21 protein-coding genes are annotated in these 19,004 nt (G+C 64.7%); 4 read left to right on the top strand and 17 right to left on the bottom strand.

Going from position 1 to position 19,004, the window contains the following annotated elements:
• Window positions 1-21 precede the first annotated feature (21 nt).
• From ACEN9H_RS25225 to ACEN9H_RS25255, 7 genes are all read right to left on the bottom strand, one after another.
• On the bottom strand, window positions 22-2,529 hold the full coding sequence (locus ACEN9H_RS25225) for a cellulose binding domain-containing protein (protein WP_413672503.1): 2,508 nt from the start codon (window positions 2,527-2,529) through the stop codon (window positions 22-24).
• A 166-nt stretch (window positions 2,530-2,695) separates the two neighbouring features.
• Window positions 2,696-3,775, bottom strand: a complete 1,080-nt coding sequence (locus tag ACEN9H_RS25230) for an AI-2E family transporter (protein WP_413672504.1) — start codon at window positions 3,773-3,775, stop codon at window positions 2,696-2,698.
• 30 nt (window positions 3,776-3,805) lie between these two features.
• Window positions 3,806-4,405, bottom strand: a complete 600-nt coding sequence (locus tag ACEN9H_RS25235; protein ID WP_056123588.1) for an SCO family protein — start codon at window positions 4,403-4,405, stop codon at window positions 3,806-3,808.
• A gap of 8 nt (window positions 4,406-4,413) precedes the next feature.
• The gene (gene cyoE / locus ACEN9H_RS25240; RefSeq protein ID WP_056122634.1) at window positions 4,414-5,313 is read right to left on the bottom strand and encodes a heme o synthase; all 900 of its coding nucleotides are present in this window, start codon (window positions 5,311-5,313) and stop codon (window positions 4,414-4,416) included.
• Entirely contained in the window at window positions 5,310-6,467 is a 1,158-nt protein-coding gene (locus tag ACEN9H_RS25245) for a COX15/CtaA family protein (RefSeq protein WP_413672505.1), read from the bottom strand. The genes cyoE and ACEN9H_RS25245 overlap by 4 nt, the downstream gene beginning before the upstream one ends.
• Window positions 6,468-6,473: 6 nt before the next feature.
• Window positions 6,474-7,103, bottom strand: a complete 630-nt coding sequence (locus tag ACEN9H_RS25250) for an SCO family protein (protein WP_413672506.1) — start codon at window positions 7,101-7,103, stop codon at window positions 6,474-6,476.
• Window positions 7,081-7,803: an SURF1 family protein gene (locus ACEN9H_RS25255; RefSeq protein WP_413672507.1), complete on the bottom strand. Its 723-nt coding sequence runs from the start codon at window positions 7,801-7,803 to the stop codon at window positions 7,081-7,083. The genes ACEN9H_RS25250 and ACEN9H_RS25255 overlap by 23 nt, the downstream gene beginning before the upstream one ends.
• A 40-nt stretch (window positions 7,804-7,843) precedes the next feature.
• Here ACEN9H_RS25255 and ACEN9H_RS25260 point away from each other — a divergent pair, with 40 nt between their 5' ends.
• A complete protein-coding gene (locus ACEN9H_RS25260; protein WP_056122623.1) occupies window positions 7,844-8,044 on the top strand; it encodes a twin transmembrane helix small protein in 201 nt (66 codons plus the stop codon).
• A gap of 115 nt (window positions 8,045-8,159) precedes the next feature.
• Here ACEN9H_RS25260 and ACEN9H_RS25265 read toward each other — a convergent pair whose 3' ends face one another.
• The 7 genes from ACEN9H_RS25265 to ACEN9H_RS25295 form a co-directional block, all read right to left on the bottom strand.
• Complete coding sequence (locus ACEN9H_RS25265; RefSeq protein WP_056122619.1) at window positions 8,160-9,017, bottom strand: cytochrome c oxidase subunit 3; 858 nt, start codon at window positions 9,015-9,017, stop codon at window positions 8,160-8,162.
• A 68-nt stretch (window positions 9,018-9,085) separates the two neighbouring features.
• Window positions 9,086-9,307: a DUF2970 domain-containing protein gene (locus ACEN9H_RS25270; protein ID WP_056122616.1), complete on the bottom strand. Its 222-nt coding sequence runs from the start codon at window positions 9,305-9,307 to the stop codon at window positions 9,086-9,088.
• A complete protein-coding gene (locus ACEN9H_RS25275; RefSeq protein WP_160409655.1) occupies window positions 9,307-9,885 on the bottom strand; it encodes a cytochrome c oxidase assembly protein in 579 nt (192 codons plus the stop codon). The genes ACEN9H_RS25270 and ACEN9H_RS25275 overlap by 1 nt, the downstream gene beginning before the upstream one ends.
• A 7-nt stretch (window positions 9,886-9,892) precedes the next feature.
• A complete protein-coding gene (locus ACEN9H_RS25280; protein WP_229411904.1) occupies window positions 9,893-10,012 on the bottom strand; it encodes a cytochrome oxidase small assembly protein in 120 nt (39 codons plus the stop codon).
• A 7-nt stretch (window positions 10,013-10,019) separates the two neighbouring features.
• The gene (gene ctaD / locus ACEN9H_RS25285; RefSeq protein ID WP_056122613.1) at window positions 10,020-11,615 is read right to left on the bottom strand and encodes a cytochrome c oxidase subunit I; all 1,596 of its coding nucleotides are present in this window, start codon (window positions 11,613-11,615) and stop codon (window positions 10,020-10,022) included.
• 96 nt (window positions 11,616-11,711) lie between these two features.
• A complete protein-coding gene (coxB, locus tag ACEN9H_RS25290) occupies window positions 11,712-12,905 on the bottom strand; it encodes a cytochrome c oxidase subunit II (protein WP_413672508.1) in 1,194 nt (397 codons plus the stop codon).
• 402 nt (window positions 12,906-13,307) lie between these two features.
• Window positions 13,308-14,219, bottom strand: coding sequence for a methyltransferase domain-containing protein (locus tag ACEN9H_RS25295; protein ID WP_413672509.1), 912 nt, complete (start codon window positions 14,217-14,219; stop codon window positions 13,308-13,310).
• 286 nt (window positions 14,220-14,505) lie between these two features.
• Between ACEN9H_RS25295 and ACEN9H_RS25300 the strand changes: the two genes are divergently transcribed.
• Window positions 14,506-15,114: a ComF family protein gene (locus tag ACEN9H_RS25300; RefSeq protein ID WP_413672510.1), complete on the top strand. Its 609-nt coding sequence runs from the start codon at window positions 14,506-14,508 to the stop codon at window positions 15,112-15,114.
• Between the two features lie 49 nt (window positions 15,115-15,163).
• A complete protein-coding gene (gene trmL / locus ACEN9H_RS25305) occupies window positions 15,164-15,634 on the top strand; it encodes a tRNA (uridine(34)/cytosine(34)/5-carboxymethylaminomethyluridine(34)-2'-O)-methyltransferase TrmL (protein WP_056122601.1) in 471 nt (156 codons plus the stop codon).
• Window positions 15,635-15,637: 3 nt separating this feature from the next.
• Here the strand turns inward: trmL and rfaE2 are convergent, their stop codons facing one another.
• Together rfaE2 and ACEN9H_RS25315 are read right to left on the bottom strand one after the other, a co-directional pair.
• Window positions 15,638-16,117, bottom strand: coding sequence for a D-glycero-beta-D-manno-heptose 1-phosphate adenylyltransferase (gene rfaE2, locus ACEN9H_RS25310; RefSeq protein ID WP_056123581.1), 480 nt, complete (start codon window positions 16,115-16,117; stop codon window positions 15,638-15,640).
• Between the two features lie 10 nt (window positions 16,118-16,127).
• Window positions 16,128-17,318, bottom strand: coding sequence for a PilT/PilU family type 4a pilus ATPase (locus ACEN9H_RS25315; RefSeq protein ID WP_056328022.1), 1,191 nt, complete (start codon window positions 17,316-17,318; stop codon window positions 16,128-16,130).
• Window positions 17,319-17,459: 141 nt separating this feature from the next.
• On the opposite strand from ACEN9H_RS25315, the gene ACEN9H_RS25320 reads away from it, so the two are divergent.
• Window positions 17,460-18,404 carry a hydrogen peroxide-inducible genes activator gene (locus ACEN9H_RS25320; RefSeq protein WP_056122596.1) on the top strand — a complete coding sequence of 315 codons (945 nt, stop codon included), beginning with the start codon at window positions 17,460-17,462 and terminating at the stop codon, window positions 18,402-18,404.
• Here the strand turns inward: ACEN9H_RS25320 and ACEN9H_RS25325 are convergent.
• A complete protein-coding gene (locus ACEN9H_RS25325; RefSeq protein ID WP_413672511.1) occupies window positions 18,382-18,903 on the bottom strand; it encodes a hypothetical protein in 522 nt (173 codons plus the stop codon). The two genes, ACEN9H_RS25320 and ACEN9H_RS25325, sit on opposite strands and share 23 nt — an antisense overlap.
• Between the last annotated feature and the right edge of the window lie 101 nt (window positions 18,904-19,004).

Here is a 19,004-nt window from a genome sequence, read left to right on the forward strand (position 1 = left end):
TCTTTGCTGTGTCAGGGTTCGTTATTTGCAGATGTCGCCAGTCACTTTCGGGATCGTCGCGTTCAGCGCATCCTGGCCCGCGATGACGAAGCCGAGCGAGGCCGTGCTGCCTGGCGCGATGTCCTTGTTCCAGCCGCCACCGTCCGACGCGGTGAATGTCGGCGCGGTTCCCGTCACGACCCCGTTCCACGCGCTGCCCGACACGAACGTGCCGTCGCTGTAGGTCCAGGACACTTCCCAGCCATGCAGCGTCTCCGTACCCTGGTTGGTGATCGAGACAGTGGCGATGCCGCCGCCCCACCAGGTGCTGGAGAGTTCGTACGTGCACACGGCGGTGGGTGCCGGCTTGACGGGCACTTGCGGCACCACTTGCACGTCGCCGGTCGGATCGATCTTGCCGTAGGCGATGCCGCGGCCGTTGGTGCTCATGTAGACCAGGCCATACGTGTTCATGTCGCCGGTGACCCAGCGTCCCAGCGTGCCGCCGTATTGATGGGCGTCGTCGTTGACGCGGTCCCAGTGGGCGCCCATGTCGATCGAGCGCAACAGGCCGCGCGACGTGCCGACCGTACCCCACATGTAGAGCGTCGGATAGCTGGCGCCAGGTGCTTCCTTGCCCAGGCCCATGGTGCCGCAGGAGCCGGTCCCGCCGACGCTGGTGAACGTGGCGCCCGAATCGGTCGAATGGGAGATCCCCTTCGAACCTACGCAGGCCCACACGTCGCCCTCGATGCCGGGCGTGGCGCGCACGAGGCTGTTGCCGCCGGCCGGCAGGGTGGCCGTGGCGTTGAACGACACGCCGCCGTCGGTGCTGACCAGCATCTTGCCCATGCCGATGTCGTAGACGTAGAACTTGGCCGGGTTGACCCGGTCGGCGACCGGATAGGCGTCCTTCACGGACAGGCCTGCCACCGGCGTCCAGTTGGCGCCGAAGTCGGTCGAGCGATACGTGGTGGTCGAGCCGTCCGGGCTGTGCAGCAGCACGGCGCCATCGGCCGACAGCGCCAGGTTCCCGAACTTGCCGTTCATGGTCGGCGCCTTTTGCCAGCTTGCGCCCGTATTGGTCGAGATGTACATGGCGTTCGAGCCGACCCGCGCCATGACGTGCGTCGCCTTCGGCGCCACGGCCAGGCCGGTCGTCGTGCCGACGCCTGGGGAATGGCGCAGGGCGTACTGGGACGGATCGGGCTGGGTGAAGCCGTCGTAGTCGCCGATGACCGACACGAACGGGCCGCCCGGGATGGCCTCGGCGGCGAACGAACCGGTCTCTTCCATGCCTTTCACGTCGAACTTCCAGACGCTCGTCGTTGCGTCGAGATCGGTGGTCCTGAACACGCCGTTACCCGAGATCACCCACGCGGTCTTCGAATCGAACGGGTCGAACTCGACGTCGCCGGCCCAGTGGATCGAGGATTCCTTGACCCAGTCGATACCGTTCGGGTCGATCTCCATGCCGCGTTGCATCAGGTCGACCCAGGAGCGGCCGGCGTCGTAGGAGGTGAAGATGTGGTCGCCGTACCCGTCCGGGTTCCTGTGCTGCAGCCAGTACATATTGGTGGTCGACGCGATCAGGTGCTTCGGATTGCTCGGGTCGACGCTGATGCCGGCGAACGCATTGGTCATGCCTGCCGGCGTGATGTTGGTCCAGGCGCCGCCGACCATGTTGTATTCCCAGACCTGGCCCGTGGTCATCGGTTCGCTGTCGCTCTGGCCGTGCGGTCCGGCGCCGTTGGCATAGGTCAGGTACAGGCGGCCCTTGTTCGTCAATGCCGCGCGCTGCGGCATCAGGTTCGCCGGCGCTCCCGCGACCGGGGCGAAGGTGATGCCGCCGTCCTTGCTCATGTACAGGTTCGGTCCGACCGAGCCGTAACGCGATACGCCGACGACAATGCGCTTGGCCGTCCCGCCGCTGACGCTGGTCGGATCGAGCAGCACGAAGCTGATGCCGTTGCCGTTGGGCGTCGAGGCCACGTTCAGCCCGTTTACATGAGTCCAGGTCGCGCCTGAATCGACGCTCTTGAACAGGCCGTTGTCGCGCGTACCGACGAACAGGACGTTGCTCGAGCCCGGGTCGACCTGCAGTCGTTCGCCGTTCGAGCGGCCCATGCCATTGCCGTGGGCCTTGAACTGGGCCGTCACGTCGACCAGGTCGAAATGCTGGCCGTAGTCGGTGGAGCGCATGATCACGGTCTTGCCGTTGCTGAAGTAGCTGGTACCCGCCAGCATGTAGACGGTGCCCGGGTTGCGCGGGTCGACCGCGATCGACTCGACGCCCATCAGGCCGGTATCGCTTTCGCTGATCCAGTCCGTCAGCGCGACCCAGCGTTCGTTATGGGCATCCCAACGGTAGGAACCGCCCACGTCGGTGCGGGCGTAGATCACGCCGCGCTCCAGTTTGCTGGGAACGATACCGCTGACAAAACCACCGCTGCCCATGGCGACGTTATCCCAGCGGTATGTCTCAGCGTTCGCGCCCAGCGAGAACAGCAGACCCAGCGTCAGGGCCAGCGTGCTTTTCAGTTGCATCATCGTCTCCGTTTTTGTTCGAGAAGGTCCCGACGGCTTGCAGCGCCTGCGTGAACGCGGGTCGGTAACCGTAGTAGATCGAACAATTATGTATGTACGAGACGAGCGTTAATAGTCCATTAATCAACAGCGTGACTAACGAAATATCATATCATTTCCGCAAGGAAATTTACTTTGGCGAGACGCCGTTGCCGTTCTGCCTGACGATCGGATCCTTCGTGTGGGTCCACCCGCTCATCAGCGAGTAGCCCACCGCGAGCAGCGTGGGCCCGATGAACATGCCGACGAAGCCGAACGCGATCACGCCGCCCAGCACGCCCAGCAAGGTCAGCAGGAACGGCAGGCTGGAGCCGCGGCTGATCAGCATCGGGCGCACGACGTTGTCGACGCCGCTGATCAGGAAGAAGCCCCACACGAGCATGAAGATGGCCCATCCCGTCTCGCCCTGCGCGAACAGCCAGATGGCCGCCCCGCCCCACACGATCGGCGGCCCGACGGGAATCAAGGAAGACACGAACACGAGCACGGACAGCAGCGGCACCGCGGGCACGCCCGCGATGAAAAAGCCCAGCGCGGCGACGAGCGCCTGCGCCAGTGCCGTGCCGAGCAGGCCGTACATCACGCCGCGCACGGTCTGGCTGACGGTCTCCGCGACGGATTCCGCCTCCTCGTCCATGATGCGGTGCATGGCGGCCTTGATGACGGCCATCAGCACCTCGCCGTCGCGGTAAAAGAAGAAGCTGACGAATGCCGCGAGGCTCATTTGCGCGACGCCCGCGCCCAGCATGATGCCGCCGGACAGCAGCGCGTGGCGCGCCGGTTCGACCATGCGCCGCGCGAGTTCCATCATGCGGTCGCGGCTGGCGACGAGCTGGCGCAGGTAGTTGTCGAGCTGGTCGCCGACGAGCGGGATGTCGCGGATCCACTTGGGCGGCAGCAGTTCGCCCTGGTTCAAGGCGGCGCGGATCTGGTCGAACGACGACGCGACGTTGTCCGCGAGGTTGTACGCGACGAGCGCCAGCGGGATGATCACGAGCAGCGTGAGACTCAACGTCATCGTCAGCGCGGTGAGCGTGCGCCGGCCGCGCAGGCGCAGCAGCAGGCGCTGGTACAGGGGCCAGGACGAGATGACGACGGCGGCCGCGAACAGGATCGCGGCCAGGAAGGGTTGCAGGACGTAGAGGCAGCCGAGCGTCAGTAAAATGACCACGCCGGCGCGCGTGTAGTTTCTACCTGGCCGTTTGTCCATGCAATCCCGATAATCGAATCGTTAAGATTATCAGGATAATAACGCACGCAGATCGTGCACGATAGGATCGGGGCCCTGGCCGTGGCGGATGAACAGGCGCAGGCGGCCGTCGCGGTCGAAGACGTAGCTGCCGGCCGTGTGGTCGATCGTGTAGCTGCCCGGGTCCGTGCCCGGCACCTTCGAGTAGAACACCTTGAATTCCTTGGCCGTCTTCGCCGTCTGCTCGGGCGTGCCGCGCAGGCCGAGGAAGCGCTTGTCGAACGCGGGCACGTAGTTGGCCAGCAGTTCCTGCGTGTCGCGCTCGGGGTCGAGGGTGACGAACAGCACCTGCACCTGGTCGGCCAGCGGTCCCAGTTTCTGCATCACGGTGGCCATTTCCGCCATCGTGGTCGGGCACACGTCCGGGCATTGCGTGTAGCCGAAGAAGACGACGACGGCCTTGCCCTTGAAGTCGGCCAGCGTGCGCGGCTTGCCGGTGTGGTCGGTCAGCGTGAAGCCTTTTGCGTAATCGAGGCCGGTGACGTCCGTGTTCTGGAAGGATTCCTTCTGCTTGCCCGGCAGCTTGTCGCATGCGGCGAGGGAGACGGTCAGCGCGCAGGCGGCGACGAGGACGGACAGCAGTTTTTTCATCATCGGGTCTAGAGGTAGTGTTTCACGTAGTGGTCGACGAGCAGCGCGGCGAACAGCAGCGACAGGTAGACGATGGACCAGGCGAAGGCCTTGCGCGCGACCTGGTCGCTGTAGTGCTTGTGGACCATCCAGCCATGGCGCAGGAAGATCGCGTTCAGGACGATGGCGGCCGCCAGGTACACGATGCCGCTCATGCCGACGGCGAACGGGAACAGCGTGCAGGCCGCCAGCGCGACGGAATACAGCCACACCTGCTGGCCCGTGTACTGCATGCCGTGCGTGACGGGCAGCATCGGCAGGCCAGAACGCACGTAGTCGTCGCGGCGGTACATGGCCAGGGCCCAGAAGTGCGGCGGGGTCCAGACGAAGATGATCAATACGAGCAGCCAGGCTTCCATCGGCACGGTATTCGCGACGGCGGCCCAGCCGAGGGCCGGCGGCATCGCGCCCGACAGGCCGCCGATGACGATGTTCTGCGGCGTGTTGGGTTTCAGCAGGACCGTGTAGATCAGCGCATAGCCGACGAAGGTGACGAACGTCAGCCACATCGTCAGCGGATTGACCATCGTGTACAGGATGCCCATGCCGGCACCGCCGATGATGGCGGAAAAGATCAGGACCTGCGTGGTCGACAGCTCGCCCATCGCGGTGGCGCGGCGCGCCGTGCGGGCCATGCGGGCATCGACTTCCGCCTCGATCAGGCAGTTGACGGCGAACGCGGCGCCGGCCAGCAGCCAGATGCCGATCGTGCCCCAGGCGAGCACGTGCCAGCCCGGAAAGCCGTCGGTGGCGAGGAACATGCCGATCACGGCGCAGAAGACGGCCAGCTGCGTGACGCGCGGCTTGGTCAGCGCCCAGTACTGCGCGACGCGGCTGGGCGGTTTGTGGATGGCGGTTTGCGTAATCATGGGTGGCTCGCGGACGTCGCCGCCTCACGTCGTGGACTGCGCAGCGCCAGCTCGAGTTGATACTGTACCTTGTAGTTTAGCATGGTCACCAGAAGGACGAGGCCAGCCGCCCCCGCGTTGTGGAGCACGGCAATCGGCAACGGGAAGTTCAGGAACACCGTCGCGATGCCCGTCGTTGCCTGGGCGACAAGCACCAGCGCCAGGTTGCGCGCCGTCCCGTGCAGGCCCGGCAGACGCCACGCACGCCACGCCGTATAGCCCAGTACGAGGACGACGACGAGCGCGAAGTTGCGGTGCACCCAGTGGATCGCCGTCAGCGCGGAAAACGGCAGGTAGTGTCCGGCCGCCGTCTTGCCCAGCTCGCGCCACAAGGTGAAGCCATGTTGCCAGTCCATCTCTGGGACAATTTGTCCATTACAAAGCGGGAAATCGTTACATGCGAGTGTCGCGTAATTGGTACTCACCCACCCGCCCAATGCCAGTTGGACAAGCAGCACGGCGCCGGACAGCCACGCCAGCGGACGCAGCTTGCGTAGCACGGCGGGCGGGGCAGCCGGCGGCGGGGCCAGCAGGTTGTCTTCCCGTCCACCCAGCCACACGGCCAGCGCCAGCAGGGTCAGGCCGAACAGCAGGTGCAGGGTGACGATGACCGGCTGCAGTTTCAGGGTGACGGTCCACGCGCCGAACGCGCCCTGCACGCACACCCACAGGAACAGCAGGGTCGGCAGCGCCGGGCCATGCGTGGGCCGCACACCGCGTGCCCGCGCCTTGCGCCATTCCAGCCACGACGCCACCATCAACCCGATGATCAGGAAGCCGATGCCCATCGCGAGGAAGCGGTGGATCATCTCGATCCACGCCTTCACCTTCGTCACGGGTCCGGTAGGCATCAGCGCCTCGGCCGCGGCGATGTGTTCGTGCGCGAGGAACGGGTTCGCTTCGCCGTAGCAGCCCGGCCAGTCGGGGCAGCCGAGGCCGGAGTCCGTCAGGCGCGTAAAACCGCCGAAGACGATCAGGTCGAACGTGAAGAACGCGATCACCCACGCCAGCTTGCGGTATTTGTGGGTGCCCGTCGCCGTCCACACGAGCGCGAGCGGCACGCTGGCCGCCAGGATGCCGGTCAGGGCCAGCAGGATGAAATTCGAGACTTCCATTGCGCTTTACCCGACGGCTGACGCCTTCAACAGCTTGTTGATGTCCTTGTACACCTTGCGCACTTCCTGCAGCTGCGGATCCTTCGGGAAGCGCATCATCAGGTGGCCCAGCGGGTCGATCAGGTAGATGTGGTCGGCCGGCGTCGTACCCGTGTCGGCCGGCAGCCAGGACGCGACCGTCGCGCCATCCGCGCGCAGCATGTGCGTGCCGTCGTATTCGCGGATGATCAGCGTGTCCAGCGGTTCCTGGTCGGTGATGAGCCAGACGCGCTCGATGCGGTCGGCTTCCTTCCCTTGCATCAGGCGCAGCTGGCGCAGCGCGAACAGCTGCTTCCGGCAAGAGTCCGGGCATGCGCCCGGCCCGACCATCAACATGACCCACTTGCCCTTGAACTGTTCCAGCGCCTGCGGACGGCCGTCCAGCGTGGTCGTCGCCATCGCGGGGACCGGATGGGCGCGCTGGTCGATCAGGGTGCCGTAGTTGTTGCGCTTTTCGGGCTTGATGACGTAATAGGTGAAATACGACGCGATCATCGGCGATGCGCACACGAGCAGCACCAGCCACAGCATCCAGCGGCCGCGCTTGCGGGTGCTCTTCGGGTCGATTGCCGGTTCAGCCAGCTTGTTTGGTTCCACTTCGAAATCCTGTTATCACAAAAAATAGAAAGGCCATCGCCGCCAGCGCATACCACTGGAACGCGTAGCCCTTGTTGCGGTCCACGTCGACCGCGGGGGCCGGCCATTTGCGGGTGAGGTCGGAGCCGTCCGCATTCGTCTGCTCCACCAGCACGGGCAGCGTGCGCAGGCTGCTCGCCTGGGCGAAGCCGGCCGGGTCGACATTCTGGACGATGGCGCCGGGCCGGGGCGGCGGCGCCTTGCCGAGTTCCATCACGCGCGCCGGATGCAGGATCGCCAGGCCTTCGATGGTCGTGCGGCCGCTTGGCGTCGCCACCTGCGGCACGCGATCGTGCACGGCCGGATCGCGCGGGACCCAGCCGCGCGCGACGAGGACGACGTCGTCGCTACCCGCTATTCTAAACGGCATCAGCAAAACGAATCCGGTACGGCCTTCGAGCGGCCGGTTGTCGAGGAACAGCGGCCAGTTGGAGACGAATTCCCCGGTCACAACGACACGGCGATATTCGACGGCGGCCGGATCGACCGGCGTCCCGTCGAGCACGAGCGGCGGCAAGGCCGTGCGCTGCGTGAGCCGGGCCTGCAGCATCGTCTTCTCGGCCGCGCGGCGCACCTGCCAGTTGCCGAGCAGGATGCCGACCGCGACCAGCACGAGCGTCGCGAGGAAAGGAATGGTTCTGAAACGGAAGCGCAGTCGCATACAATGATCGTACAACCCAAACAAACTCTACCGGCCGCCCATGAAAACCGTCGTCGCCATCGCCTTCGTGCTCATCATCGGCAGCCTCGCCTCCGCCCTGTTCTTCCTGATGCGCGACAAGGGCCGCAGCAACCGCACCGTGCAGGCGCTGGCGATGCGGGTCGGGCTGTCGATCACGTTGTTCCTGTTCGTGCTGTTCGCGTACAAGATGGGGTGGATTCAGCCGAAAGGACTGCACTAAAAAACAACGTCGTTCCCGCGCACGCGGGAACCCATGCTGACGTGCCGAAGTCGGTTGCTCAGTATGGATTCCCGCTTTCGCGGGAACGACGGTTTAACGCGATCGCAGGTAGTCCTTACAGCCAGTACACGACAACGTACAAGCCCAGCCACACCACGTCGACGAAGTGCCAGTACCACGCCGCACCTTCGAACGCGAAGTGATGTTCCGGCGTGAAGTGGCCGCGCAGTACGCGATACAGCACGACCGACAGCATGATCGCACCCATCGTCACGTGGAAGCCGTGGAAGCCCGTGAGCATGAAGAAGGTCGAGCCGTAGATGCCCGAGGTCAGCTTCAGGTTCAGTTCGCTGTACGCGTGGTGGTATTCATACGCCTGGAAGCCCATGAAGATGGCGCCCAGCAGGATCGTCGCGAACAGGAACAGCGCGGTGCGGGCGCGGTGGCCGGCGCGCAGGGCGTGGTGGGCGATGGTCAGGGTCACGCCCGAGGTCAGCAGCAGTGCCGTGTTGATGGTCGGGATCGGGAACGGGCCCATGGTGCTGAACTGCTCCACGGTGCCGGCCGGGCCGATGTTGCCCCAGTGGCCCGAATAGTCCGGCCAGATGACCTTGTGGTCGAGGTCGGACAGCCACGGCATCGAGATCGCTCGTGCGTAGAACAGCGCGCCGAAGAAGGCGCCGAAGAACATCACCTCGGAAAAGATGAACCAGCTCATCGACCAGCGGTAGGACAGGTCGACACGCTCGCCGTACTTGCCGGATTCCGACTCGCCGATGGCGTCGCCGAACCAGTTATAGAGCACGATCAGCATGGCGACGATGCCGGCGGTGCACACGCCGGGTCCCCAGGCGGTGCCATTGACCCAGCCGGAAGCGCCGGCCATCGTGACCAGCATCGAGATGCCGGCTGCCATCGGCCAGCGCGATGGGCCGGGGATGAAATAGTAAGGCGCGGAATGGGGCGAACTCATATATATCTCCTCAATCAAGCATTGTTTCGAATGTCGGGTACTTCCCCGCCTTCGTATTGCTGTGTGTTTTAACTTTTTGCCACGACCATGCGCACGACGAACACCAGGATGCCGATGAACAGCGCCACCCCGATCAGCCCGCCCACGATCACGTGAATCGGGTTCAGGTTGGCCGCGTCGTGCTCGTAGTCGCGGCGCTTGCGCACGCCGAAGAACGACCAGAACACGGCCTTCATCGTGGCGCCGAACGACGCGGTTTTTACAGGTTCACGCTGGTCGTCGTTGGCCATTATTTTTGCGCCGTCACGGCGCCACCGATTTCAAAGAACGTGTACGACAGCGTGATGTTCTTCACTTCGCGCGGCAGCTTCGGGTCGATGAAGAACACGACCGGCATCTGGCGCGCCTCGTGCGGTTTCAGCACCTGCTCCTTGAAGCAGAAGCACTCGACCTTTTTAAAATGCGGCGCCGCGGACTGCGGCGCGTAGCTCGGAATGGCCTGCGCCTTCACCGTACGGCCCTGCGTATTCACGACTTCGTAGACGACGGTCGCCATCTCGCCCGGGTGCACGTCGATGCTGCGCTGCGTCGGGCGGAAGCGCCACGGGCCCTGGGCGTTGCCGTCCAGTTCCACCGTGATCGTGCGCGCCAGGTCGACCTGGGTGTTGGCGGGCCGCGCCACCGTGCCGTCCTTCTGCGTGAGCACGTTGATGCCGAGCGCCTCGCACACCTGGCGGTAGATCGGCACCAGCGCATAGCCGAAGCCGAACATGATGCCGGCCACGACGATCAGCTTGATCAGCGTGGTGCGATTCAGCCGCAGGCGGCCACTGTCCTCGTGGCGGCCTGCATTCGTTTCCGCTTGCATGACAGCCTCAGTTCAGCCACAGGCGCTTGACGAACAGCACGACGAAGAAGAACAGCGCGAGCCCGGCCAGCCACAGGGCCGTGCGCCGGTTGTTCTTCCTGATCTGCTGCGAACGATCATCGTTCATCGCGCTCTCACTTCACCAGCGGCGGCGTTTCGAAGGTGTGGAACGGCGCCGGGCTCGGCACGGTCCACTCCAGGCCCTCGGCGCCTTCCCACGGCTTCGCTTCGGCCGGCTTGCCGCCACGGATGGTCGGCAGCACGACGAAGAACAGGAAGTACACCTGCGACAGGCCGAAGCCGAACGCGCCGATCGAGACGATCTGGTTGAAGTCCGTGAACTGCACGGCATAGTCGGCGTAACGGCGCGGCATGCCGGCCAGGCCCAGGAAGTGCATCGGGAAGAACGTCAGGTTAAACCAGAACAGCGAGTTCCAGAAGTGAATCTTGCCGCGCAGTTCCGGATACATGTGGCCGGTCCACTTCGGTGCCCAGTAGTAGAAGCCGGCGAACAGGGCGAACAGCGAGCCGGCGACCAGCACGTAGTGGAAGTGGGCGACGACGTAATACGTGTCCTGCACCTGGATGTCGATCGGGGTCACGGCCAGGATCAGGCCCGTGAAGCCGCCCATCGTGAACACGAAGATGAAGCCGACGGCAAACAACATCGGGGTCTCGAACGTCATCGAGCCCTTCCACATCGTCGCGACCCAGTTGAACACTTTCACGCCGGTCGGCACCGCGATCAGCATCGTCGCGTACATGAAGAACAGCTGGCTCGTCACCGGCATGCCGGTGGTGAACATGTGGTGGGCCCACACGATGAACGACAGGATCGCGATGGAAGCCGTCGCGTACACCATCGATGCGTAGCCGAACAGCGGCTTGCGGGCGAAGGCCGGGATGATCTGCGAGACGATGCCGAAGGCCGGCAGGATCATGATGTAGACCTCGGGGTGGCCGAAGAACCAGAAGATGTGCTGGTACATGACCGGGTCGCCGCCGCCGGCCGCGTTGAAGAACGAGGTGCCGAAGTGACGGTCGGTCAGGGTCATCGTGATGGCGCCGGCCAGGACCGGCATCACGGCGATCAGCAGGTAGGCGGTGATCAGCCAGGTCCAGCAGAACATCGGCATCTTCATCAGCGTCAGGCCCGGTGCGCGCATGTTCAGGATCGTGACGATGATGTTGATGGAACCCATGATCGACGACGCGCCCATGATGTGCAGGGCGAAGATCGCCATGTCCATGCCCGGGCCCATCTGCGTCGACAGCGGCGCGTACAGCGTCCAGCCGGCGGCGGTGGCGCCGCCCGGGACGAAGAACGACGTCGCGAGCAGGATCGCGGCCGGCGGCAGCAGCCAGAACGAGAAGTTGTTCATGCGCGCGAACGCCATGTCGGATGCGCCGATCTGCAGCGGGATCATCCAGTTGGCGAAGCCGACGAACGCCGGCATGATCGCGCCGAACACCATCACGATGCCGTGCATGGTGGTCAGCTGGTTGAAGAATTCGGGGCGGAAGAACTGCAGGCCGGGCTGGAACAGCTCGGTGCGGATCATCAGCGCCAGCACGCCGCCCGAGAGCAGCATGATGAACGCGAACCACATGTACAGCGTACCGATGTCCTTGTGGTTGGTGGCAAAGAGCCAGCGGCGCGCGCCGACCGGGTGGTCGTGCGCGTGGTCGTGGCCATGATCGTGCGTGTTATCGATAGTGCTGGAAGTCATGTCAGTATCCTAGTCGTGCGGGACAGCAAGGCCGTGGTGCGGTGACGCGGTGACGGCCCGGTCCCTGTAATCCAAACGCTTGTTGCTTGTCTTGTCTTATTTGCCGCGGGCAGCCAGGACTTCGGAAGGCTGGACGATGTTCTCGTCGGCCTTGTTGGTCCAGTTGTTGCGGGTATAAGTGATGACGGAAGCGATCTCGGAATCCGACAGCTGCTTCCACGCCGGCATCGCCGACGGATACTTACCGCTGTGCTTGCCATTCAGCAGCACGGCGATCTGTTCGGCCTTGGGACCGAGTACGACCGGCGAACCGACCAGCGCGGCAAATGCGCTCGGCACGCCCTGGCCGTTGGCCTGGTGGCAGGCCACGCAATTGGCGGCGTAGACTTTCTCGCCCTTCGTCTTGAGTTCGTCGATGGTCCAGACCTTGTTCGGGTCGTCGGCCAGCGCGGCCATGCGGGTCTTCTCGCCGTTCACCCATGCAGTGTAGTCTTCAGCGGAGACGACTTTCACGACGATCGGCATGAACGCGTGTTCCTTGCCGCACAGCTCGACGCAGTTGCCGCGGTACGTGCCGATCTGCTCGGCCTTGAACCACGTGTCGCGCACGAAGCCGGGGATGGCATCCTGCTTGACGGCGAAGGCGGGAATCGTCCACGAGTGGATCACGTCGTTGGCGGTCAGCACGAGGCGGACCTTCTTGCCGACCGGGACGACGACGGGATTGTCGACCTCGAGCAGGTAGTTCTCGGTGCGCTTCTCGGTCGGTGCGATGCCCGGCTCGCCCACCTGCGTGCGCGGCGTGGCCAGGTTCGACAGGAACGAGATGCCTTCGCCCTCGCCCTTCAGGTAGTCATAGCCCCATTTCCATTGCATGCCGGTGACCTTGATGGTCAGGTCCGGGTTGGAAGTGTCCTTCATCTGCACGACGGCGTGCGTGGCCGGCAGGGCCATGCCGATGACGATCAGGAACGGTATGACGGTCCAGGCGATCTCGACCGTGGTGGATTCGTGGAAGGTGGCCGGTTTGTGGCCGAGGGACTTGCGGTGCTTGAACACCGAATAGAACATGACGCCGAACACGCCGAGGAAGATGACCAGGCAGACCACCATCATCCAGTTATGCAGGCTGTAGATATAGGCCGCAATGCCCGTCACGGGCGCCTGCATGTTGAGCTGATGTTCCACTGGACGACCGGTAATGACGGGCTCGGTAGCCGCCATCGCCGGGATGCTGGCCGCTACTGCGAGACCGAGCATCAACGCTTTGAATCGTTTTGCATATGTCATGTTGTCCCCAACCACCTTTAGAAGAGAAATTTCTAGAACGGAAGCGGCCCTCCTCTGGCTCGCCATGGAGGAACCACGGAAGACAACTTCCGTTCTGAAATCCTTTTTAAACTAAACGCAACCACTTCCCGTCGCGCCGGCGGACGCTTCGGGACTCGACACCGTCCAGCCGGGAACCGTCTGGAACCCTCGTTGAACGATGCCTTCAAACCTTGCTTGCGGGGGATACCCGATACGCTGCCTTGTATCCCCGGGTGATGCTCCAACCCTCGACTTCACGCCTTTATGCTTAATTTTTTAGCGCTTTTTTGATCCAGTCGAAAAAAGTGTGTTTGATTATACTGAAAGCGGTAATTTTTATTCAAGGAAAATTACCGCGATCGTATACAGGATGCATGGGTCTTACCGCGGCTTCGGCGGCTGGAAGCGGACGATCGCCTCGCCCGCGGCCGTCGTCTTCGGTGCCGGCCGGAAAGCGTGGCCGTAGATGACCTCGAACGTCAGGCCCAGCTTGCCGTCCGCACGGCGGCCCGCTTCCAGCGCGTCGCGCATGCGTTGCCACGCCGCCCGGCCGACTAGGCCGCGGCGGCGCGTGGCCAGCGGGTTGCCGCCGAACGTGCGCACGTCGGCCAGCAGCTTGTCGGCCGAGTCGTACGTCACCGTGATCTGTTCCATGTCCATGACGGGCGTCGTGAACCCCGCTTCCACGAGCTGGTCGCCGAAGTCGTGCATGTCGACGAACGGCAGCGTGTGCGGGGTCTCGTCCATCGCCGCGAACGCGGCACGCAGTTCGCGGAACGTGTCCGGACCGAAATTCGAAAACATCAGCAAGCCATCCACGCGCAGCACGCGACGCCACTCGGCGAACACGCGGTCGGGCTGAGGATGCCAGTGCAATGCCAGGTTCGACCAGACCAGGTCGAGCGAGTTCGGGCCGAACGGCAGGTTGCCGAAGTCCGCGCAAACGAGATCGATGCCGGCTTTGGCGGGGAGCAAACGGCTCAACAGGGACCGGGGCGCCGACGTGGCGGCTCCGGCGGCCGCCAGCATGGCCGGCACGGCGTCCAGGCCGAGCACCTGCGCGGCCGGGTAGCGCTTCTGCAGCTCGGCGATGTCGACACCGGTGCCGCAGCCGGCGTCGAGCACCTGGCGCGGCGCCGTCTTGACGAGCGTCAGGCGGTCGAACATGCGGCTGGCGATCTCGCGCCGCAGGAAATCGGATGGCGCGACCCGCGCGGGGTCGGCGAACAGCTGGCGCACGCGGACCGGATCGATCGGGGCGCTCATCCTGGAGGGGGCTTGGGGTGAAACCATGATGGGGCTGCGGTGAATGGGATAATGGCGGGAGTGTACATGATGGGTGGAACTTACGATGACGGCCCGTTATTTGTCCCTGCGGCATTGGCTGCGCGTGCTGGTGCCGTCGATGTGCGCCCTGTGCGGGGGTGGGTGCGATGATGTCGTTTGTGACGCGTGCCGGGAGGCGTATGCGGGGGCGCGACGAATGCGGTGCGGCCAATGCGCAAACCCGCTTGCCGAGATACCGTCGCTCCCGCGCAGGCGGGAGCCCAAGTTGGAGTTGCCGGGAACGCAAGCAAACTTGGGTCCCCGCCTGCGCGGGGACGACGGTGATTGGGGCGCGGGCGACGCACATGGTTCGACGTTGGTCTGCGGCACTTGCCTGGCCAATCCGCCCGCCTTCGACGCCACCATTGCCGCCGTCGATTACGCAATCCCCCTCGACCAGCTCGTGCTTCAATTAAAATTCGGCGCCCGCCTCGCGCTCGCGCCGTGGTGCGCGCGCCAGATCCGCGATGCCGTGCTGGCCCGGCCCGGCCTGCCGCTGCCCGATCTGCTGTGCCCCGTCCCGCTGGGTCCGGGCCGGCTCGTCGAACGCGGCTTCAACCAGGCGCTGGAAATCGCGCGCCCCCTGGCGGCGGCGCTCGGGGTAGCATGTCATCCGGCGCTGGCGCTGCGCACGCTCGACACGCCGGCGCAGTCGGGCGTGGCCCCGAGCGTGCGGGCGCAAAACGTGCGCGGCGCGTTCGCCGTGGAGGCCCCGGACCTCGTGGAAGGCCGCCACGTCGGCCTCGTCGACGACGTCATGACGAGCGGCCACACGCTGGGCGAACTGGCCGCCACTTTTAAACGGTTCGGCGCGGTGCGCGTGACGAATTTTGTGTTCGCGCGCACGCCGCCCCACCAATAAAACCTCGAATCCCCGCATGCGCGGGGATGACAATCTTAGGAGATTGATTTTGTTTCACGTCGTACTGGTCGAACCCGAAATCCCGCCCAACACGGGCAACATCATCCGCCTGTGCGCGAACACGGGGGCGCAACTGCACCTGGTCGAGCCGCTCGGCTTCCCACTGGACGATGCCAAGATGCGCCGCGCCGGTCTCGACTACCACGATTACGCCACGATGAAGGTCCACAAGAACTGGGACGCCTTCCTGGCCGACACGCAGCCGGACCCCACCCGGATGTTCGCCATGACGACGCACGGCTCGTCGCCGTTCGCGGATGCCGCGTTCCGCCCGGGCGACGTGTTCGTATTCGGCGCCGAGTCGCGCGGCCTGGATCCGGCCTTGCGCGAATCGTTCCCGCCGGCCCAACGCATCCGCCTGCCGATGATGCCGGGCAACCGTAGCCTGAACCTGTCGAATACGGTGGCCGTCGTCGTCTACGAGGCGTGGCGCCAGAACGGGTACGCGGGCGGGGGCTGAGGATCAGCCGAACTGCCGGATCTTCGCAACGAGCTTCGTCGTCGAGCGGTCGTGCGCGAAATCGATCGCGACGGCCTTGCCGCCGTAGGCAATCACTTCCTTCCCTTCCGGGATGGCGCTCATGACGTAGTCGCCGCCCTTGGCATAGATGTCAGGGCGGGCTTCCTGGACGACTTCCAGCGCCGTGTCCTCGTCGAATTCCACGACGAGGCTGACGGATTCCAGCGCGGCCAGCACGGCCATGCGGTCGGCCAGCGTGTTCAGCGGGCGGTCGTCGCCCTTGCCCAGGCGTTTCACGGACGCGTCCGTGTTGACGGCGACGACGAGCGACGCGCCCAGTTCGCGGGCCTGGGCGAGATACGTCACGTGGCCGCGATGCAGGATGTCGAACACGCCGTTCGTCAGCACGACGGGTTTCGGCAGGTCGGCGATGCGTTGCGGCAAGGTGGCGCGGGTGCAGAGTTTTTGTTCGAAGGTAGCCATGGCGTGCATTTTAACTTGCGGCCGGCGGTTCCTCTTCCGGCTCGTCGATCAGCATCGACAGCTCGGCCGGCTTCGTGGCGCCGCCGCCCTCGCCCGGCGCTTTTCTCTCGCCCGACAGCTTGATCTGCAGGCGCAGGCCGTTCGCGGAATCGGCGTTGCGGATCGCTTCGTCGTAACTGATGTAACCCTTGTTGTAGAGCTCGAACAACGCCTGGTCGAACGTGCACATGCCCAGCTCGCGCGACTTGTGCATGATCTCCTTGATGCTCTGGAAGCTGCCTTTCAGGATCATCTCGCCGATCGTCGGCGTGTTCAGCAGGATCTCGATGGCCGCCTTGCGCCCCTTGCCGTCTTCCGTGCGGACCAGGCGCTGCGAGACGATGGCACGCAGGTTCGACGACAAGTCCATCAGCAATTGATTCCTGCGCTCTTCCGGGAAGAAGTTGATGATGCGGTCCATCGTCTGGTTCGCATTGTTCGCGTGCAGCGTGCCGAGGCACAAATGACCTGTTTCGGCGAACGCAATCGCGTGTTCCATCGTTTCCGTGTCGCGGATTTCACCGATCAGGATCACGTCCGGCGCCTGGCGCAACGTGTTCTTCAGCGCGTTGTGCCACGACAGCGTGTCGACGCCCACCTCGCGGTGCGTGATCAGGCAGCTCTTGTTCTTGTGAACGTATTCGACGGGATCCTCGACCGTGATGATGTGGCCGGCCGAGTTGCTGTTGCGGTAATCGATCATCGCCGCCAGCGTCGTCGACTTGCCGGAACCCGTGCCGCCGACGACGAGGACGAGGCCCCGCTTCGTCATCACGACATCTTTCAAGACCTCGGGCAGGTCGAGTTTTTCGAAGTTCGGGATTTCCGATGCAATGGTCCGCACGACCATGCCTACGCTCTGCTGCTGCACGAACACGTTCACGCGGAACCGGCACACGCCCGGCAGGGAAATCGCGAAGTTGCACTCCATCTCGGCTTCGAACTCGGTCCGCTGCCGCTCGTTCATGAGGGAGAGGGACAGCGCGCGCGTAATGTCGCCCGTCAGGCGCTGCTGGCTCAGGGGTTTCATCGCGCCCTGGTGCTTCATGCTGGGCGGGAAGTCGGCCGAGATGAACAGGTCGGAGCCGCCCTGCTGGTGCATGACAGTGAGCAGCTTGTGCATATAGGCCTGGGCTTCCGCCGGGCCGAAGGTCGAGGACATGGATGTCTTCCTATTAACGCAAGGCAACATCGCCTGCCCGGCCATTATATCCATGGCTTTACCGGTAAAATAGTGACAGACTGCTTAAAAGGCAGGCAAACGTGTCTTCGAGAACACGGCCGTTCAATACACTCCGATCCCATGACACTGACCGAACTGAAATACATCGTCGCCGTCGCACGCGCCCGCCATTTCGGACATGCGGCCGAAGCCTGCTTCGTCGCCCAGCCCACGCTGTCCGTCGCCATCAAGAAACTCGAGGACGAACTCGGCGTCACGCTGTTCGAACGGGGCGGCTCGGAAGTGTCCGTGACGCCGCTGGGCGCGCAGATCGTCGCCCAGGCCGAGCGCGTGCTCGAGCAGACGGCCGCCATCAAGGAATTGGCCAAGCAGAACAAGGACCCGCTGTCCGGCCCGCTGCGCCTCGGTGTGATCTACACCATCGGCCCGTACCTGCTGCCGCCGCTCGTGAAAAACCTGATCGCGAACGTGCCGCAGATGCCGCTCGTGCTGCAGGAGAATTTCACGGTGAAACTGCTCGACCTGCTGCGCCAGGGCGAGCTGGACGCCGCGATCATGGCCCTGCCGCTGCCGGAACACGGCATGGCCGTGCAGGCGCTGTACGACGAACCGTTCGTCGTCGCGATGCCGAAGAACCACCCGTGGTCGACGCGCACCGAGATCGCAGCCGAGGACCTCAAGAGCGAGACGATGCTGCTGCTGGGCGCCGGCCACTGCTTCCGCGACCAGGTGCTCGAAGTCTGCCCGGAGATGGCGCGCTTCTCTTCGTCGCCGGGCAACGGCATGCAGCGCACCTTCGAGGGCTCGTCGCTGGAGACGATCCGGCACATGGTCGCGAGCGGCATCGGCCTGACCGTGCTGCCGCGCGCCTCCGTGCCGGACATGAAGGATCCGAACGGCATGCTGACCTTCGTCCGGTTCCAGGATCCGGTCCCGTCGCGCCGCGTCGTGATCGTATGGCGCAAGAGTTTTACGCGCCGCGCGGCCATCGATGCCGTCGTCAAGGCCGTGGCCGACTGCGGGCTGCCCGGCGTCGAGATGGTCACGCTCCAGGCCGCGGCCTGACGCGCGCGGGCAGGACCGGCGCGGCCGCGGTGGGTGCCGCGTCCGCATCGTCCGTCCGGATGCCGATACCGCCGCAAGGTCCCGCCTGCTTTCCGGACAGCGCGCCGAACAGTTCCGTGCCCCGCTGCGGCACCGACACCAGCGGCGCGCATCGCACCGCGTCCCACGTGCTGCCTTCCTGTTTGAATTCGACGGCGCGCACGGCATAGACGCGGCCGCCCTGCTCCAGCGCGACCAGCGCCGTGCCGCCGTTCACGACCCCGAGCACGAAGCGGCGCCGCGGCATGCTGTCGTCGCTGGCGTCGGTCTCGCTGAAATCGCCGCCCCGGTCGGCGATGCCCGCGAGTCCGAGTCCCACGCCCAGCAGCGCCTGGATGCCGGCCGGGAGCTCGCGCAGCGACCGCGCCTCCGTCCACGCGCCCTGCTCCTGCCCGCCGGCCTGCGCGAGCAGGCAGCTTCCGAGTCCGATTCCGGCCACCACCATGGTTACGAACCGCATATGCATTCTCCTTGATCCGAAGCCGGCATCGTAGAGCGCGCGCGTGCGCCATGCCTTGTGCATCGTCGACGTGCGCATGATCGCCGCGTATCGTCCTGCGC

The sequence above is a fragment of the Massilia cellulosiltytica genome (genome assembly GCF_047325105.1).
GTDB classification, from domain to species: domain Bacteria; phylum Pseudomonadota; class Gammaproteobacteria; order Burkholderiales; family Burkholderiaceae_D; genus Telluria; species Telluria orientalis.

What these genes read in the sequence shown, in the direction of transcription:
- ACEN9H_RS25225 (WP_413672503.1), bottom strand. Translation starts at nt 2,529, where the DNA reads ATGATGCAACTGAAAAGCACGCTGGCCCTGACGCTGGGTCTGCTGTTC.
- ACEN9H_RS25230 (WP_413672504.1), bottom strand. Translation starts at nt 3,775, where the DNA reads ATGGACAAACGGCCAGGTAGAAACTACACGCGCGCCGGCGTGGTCATT.
- ACEN9H_RS25235 (WP_056123588.1), bottom strand. Translation starts at nt 4,405, where the DNA reads ATGAAAAAACTGCTGTCCGTCCTCGTCGCCGCCTGCGCGCTGACCGTC.
- cyoE (WP_056122634.1), bottom strand. Translation starts at nt 5,313, where the DNA reads ATGATTACGCAAACCGCCATCCACAAACCGCCCAGCCGCGTCGCGCAG.
- ACEN9H_RS25245 (WP_413672505.1), bottom strand. Translation starts at nt 6,467, where the DNA reads ATGGAAGTCTCGAATTTCATCCTGCTGGCCCTGACCGGCATCCTGGCG.
- ACEN9H_RS25255 (WP_413672507.1), bottom strand. Translation starts at nt 7,803, where the DNA reads ATGCGACTGCGCTTCCGTTTCAGAACCATTCCTTTCCTCGCGACGCTC.
- ACEN9H_RS25260 (WP_056122623.1), top strand. Translation starts at nt 7,844, where the DNA reads ATGAAAACCGTCGTCGCCATCGCCTTCGTGCTCATCATCGGCAGCCTC.
- ACEN9H_RS25265 (WP_056122619.1), bottom strand. Translation starts at nt 9,017, where the DNA reads ATGAGTTCGCCCCATTCCGCGCCTTACTATTTCATCCCCGGCCCATCG.
- ACEN9H_RS25270 (WP_056122616.1), bottom strand. Translation starts at nt 9,307, where the DNA reads ATGGCCAACGACGACCAGCGTGAACCTGTAAAAACCGCGTCGTTCGGC.
- ACEN9H_RS25275 (WP_160409655.1), bottom strand. Translation starts at nt 9,885, where the DNA reads ATGCAAGCGGAAACGAATGCAGGCCGCCACGAGGACAGTGGCCGCCTG.
- ACEN9H_RS25280 (WP_229411904.1), bottom strand. Translation starts at nt 10,012, where the DNA reads ATGAACGATGATCGTTCGCAGCAGATCAGGAAGAACAACCGGCGCACG.
- ctaD (WP_056122613.1), bottom strand. Translation starts at nt 11,615, where the DNA reads ATGACTTCCAGCACTATCGATAACACGCACGATCATGGCCACGACCAC.
- coxB (WP_413672508.1), bottom strand. Translation starts at nt 12,905, where the DNA reads ATGACATATGCAAAACGATTCAAAGCGTTGATGCTCGGTCTCGCAGTA.
- ACEN9H_RS25295 (WP_413672509.1), bottom strand. Translation starts at nt 14,219, where the DNA reads ATGGTTTCACCCCAAGCCCCCTCCAGGATGAGCGCCCCGATCGATCCG.
- rfaE2 (WP_056123581.1), bottom strand. Translation starts at nt 16,117, where the DNA reads ATGGCTACCTTCGAACAAAAACTCTGCACCCGCGCCACCTTGCCGCAA.
- ACEN9H_RS25315 (WP_056328022.1), bottom strand. Translation starts at nt 17,318, where the DNA reads ATGTCCTCGACCTTCGGCCCGGCGGAAGCCCAGGCCTATATGCACAAG.
- ACEN9H_RS25320 (WP_056122596.1), top strand. Translation starts at nt 17,460, where the DNA reads ATGACACTGACCGAACTGAAATACATCGTCGCCGTCGCACGCGCCCGC.
- ACEN9H_RS25325 (WP_413672511.1), bottom strand. Translation starts at nt 18,903, where the DNA reads ATGCGGTTCGTAACCATGGTGGTGGCCGGAATCGGACTCGGAAGCTGC.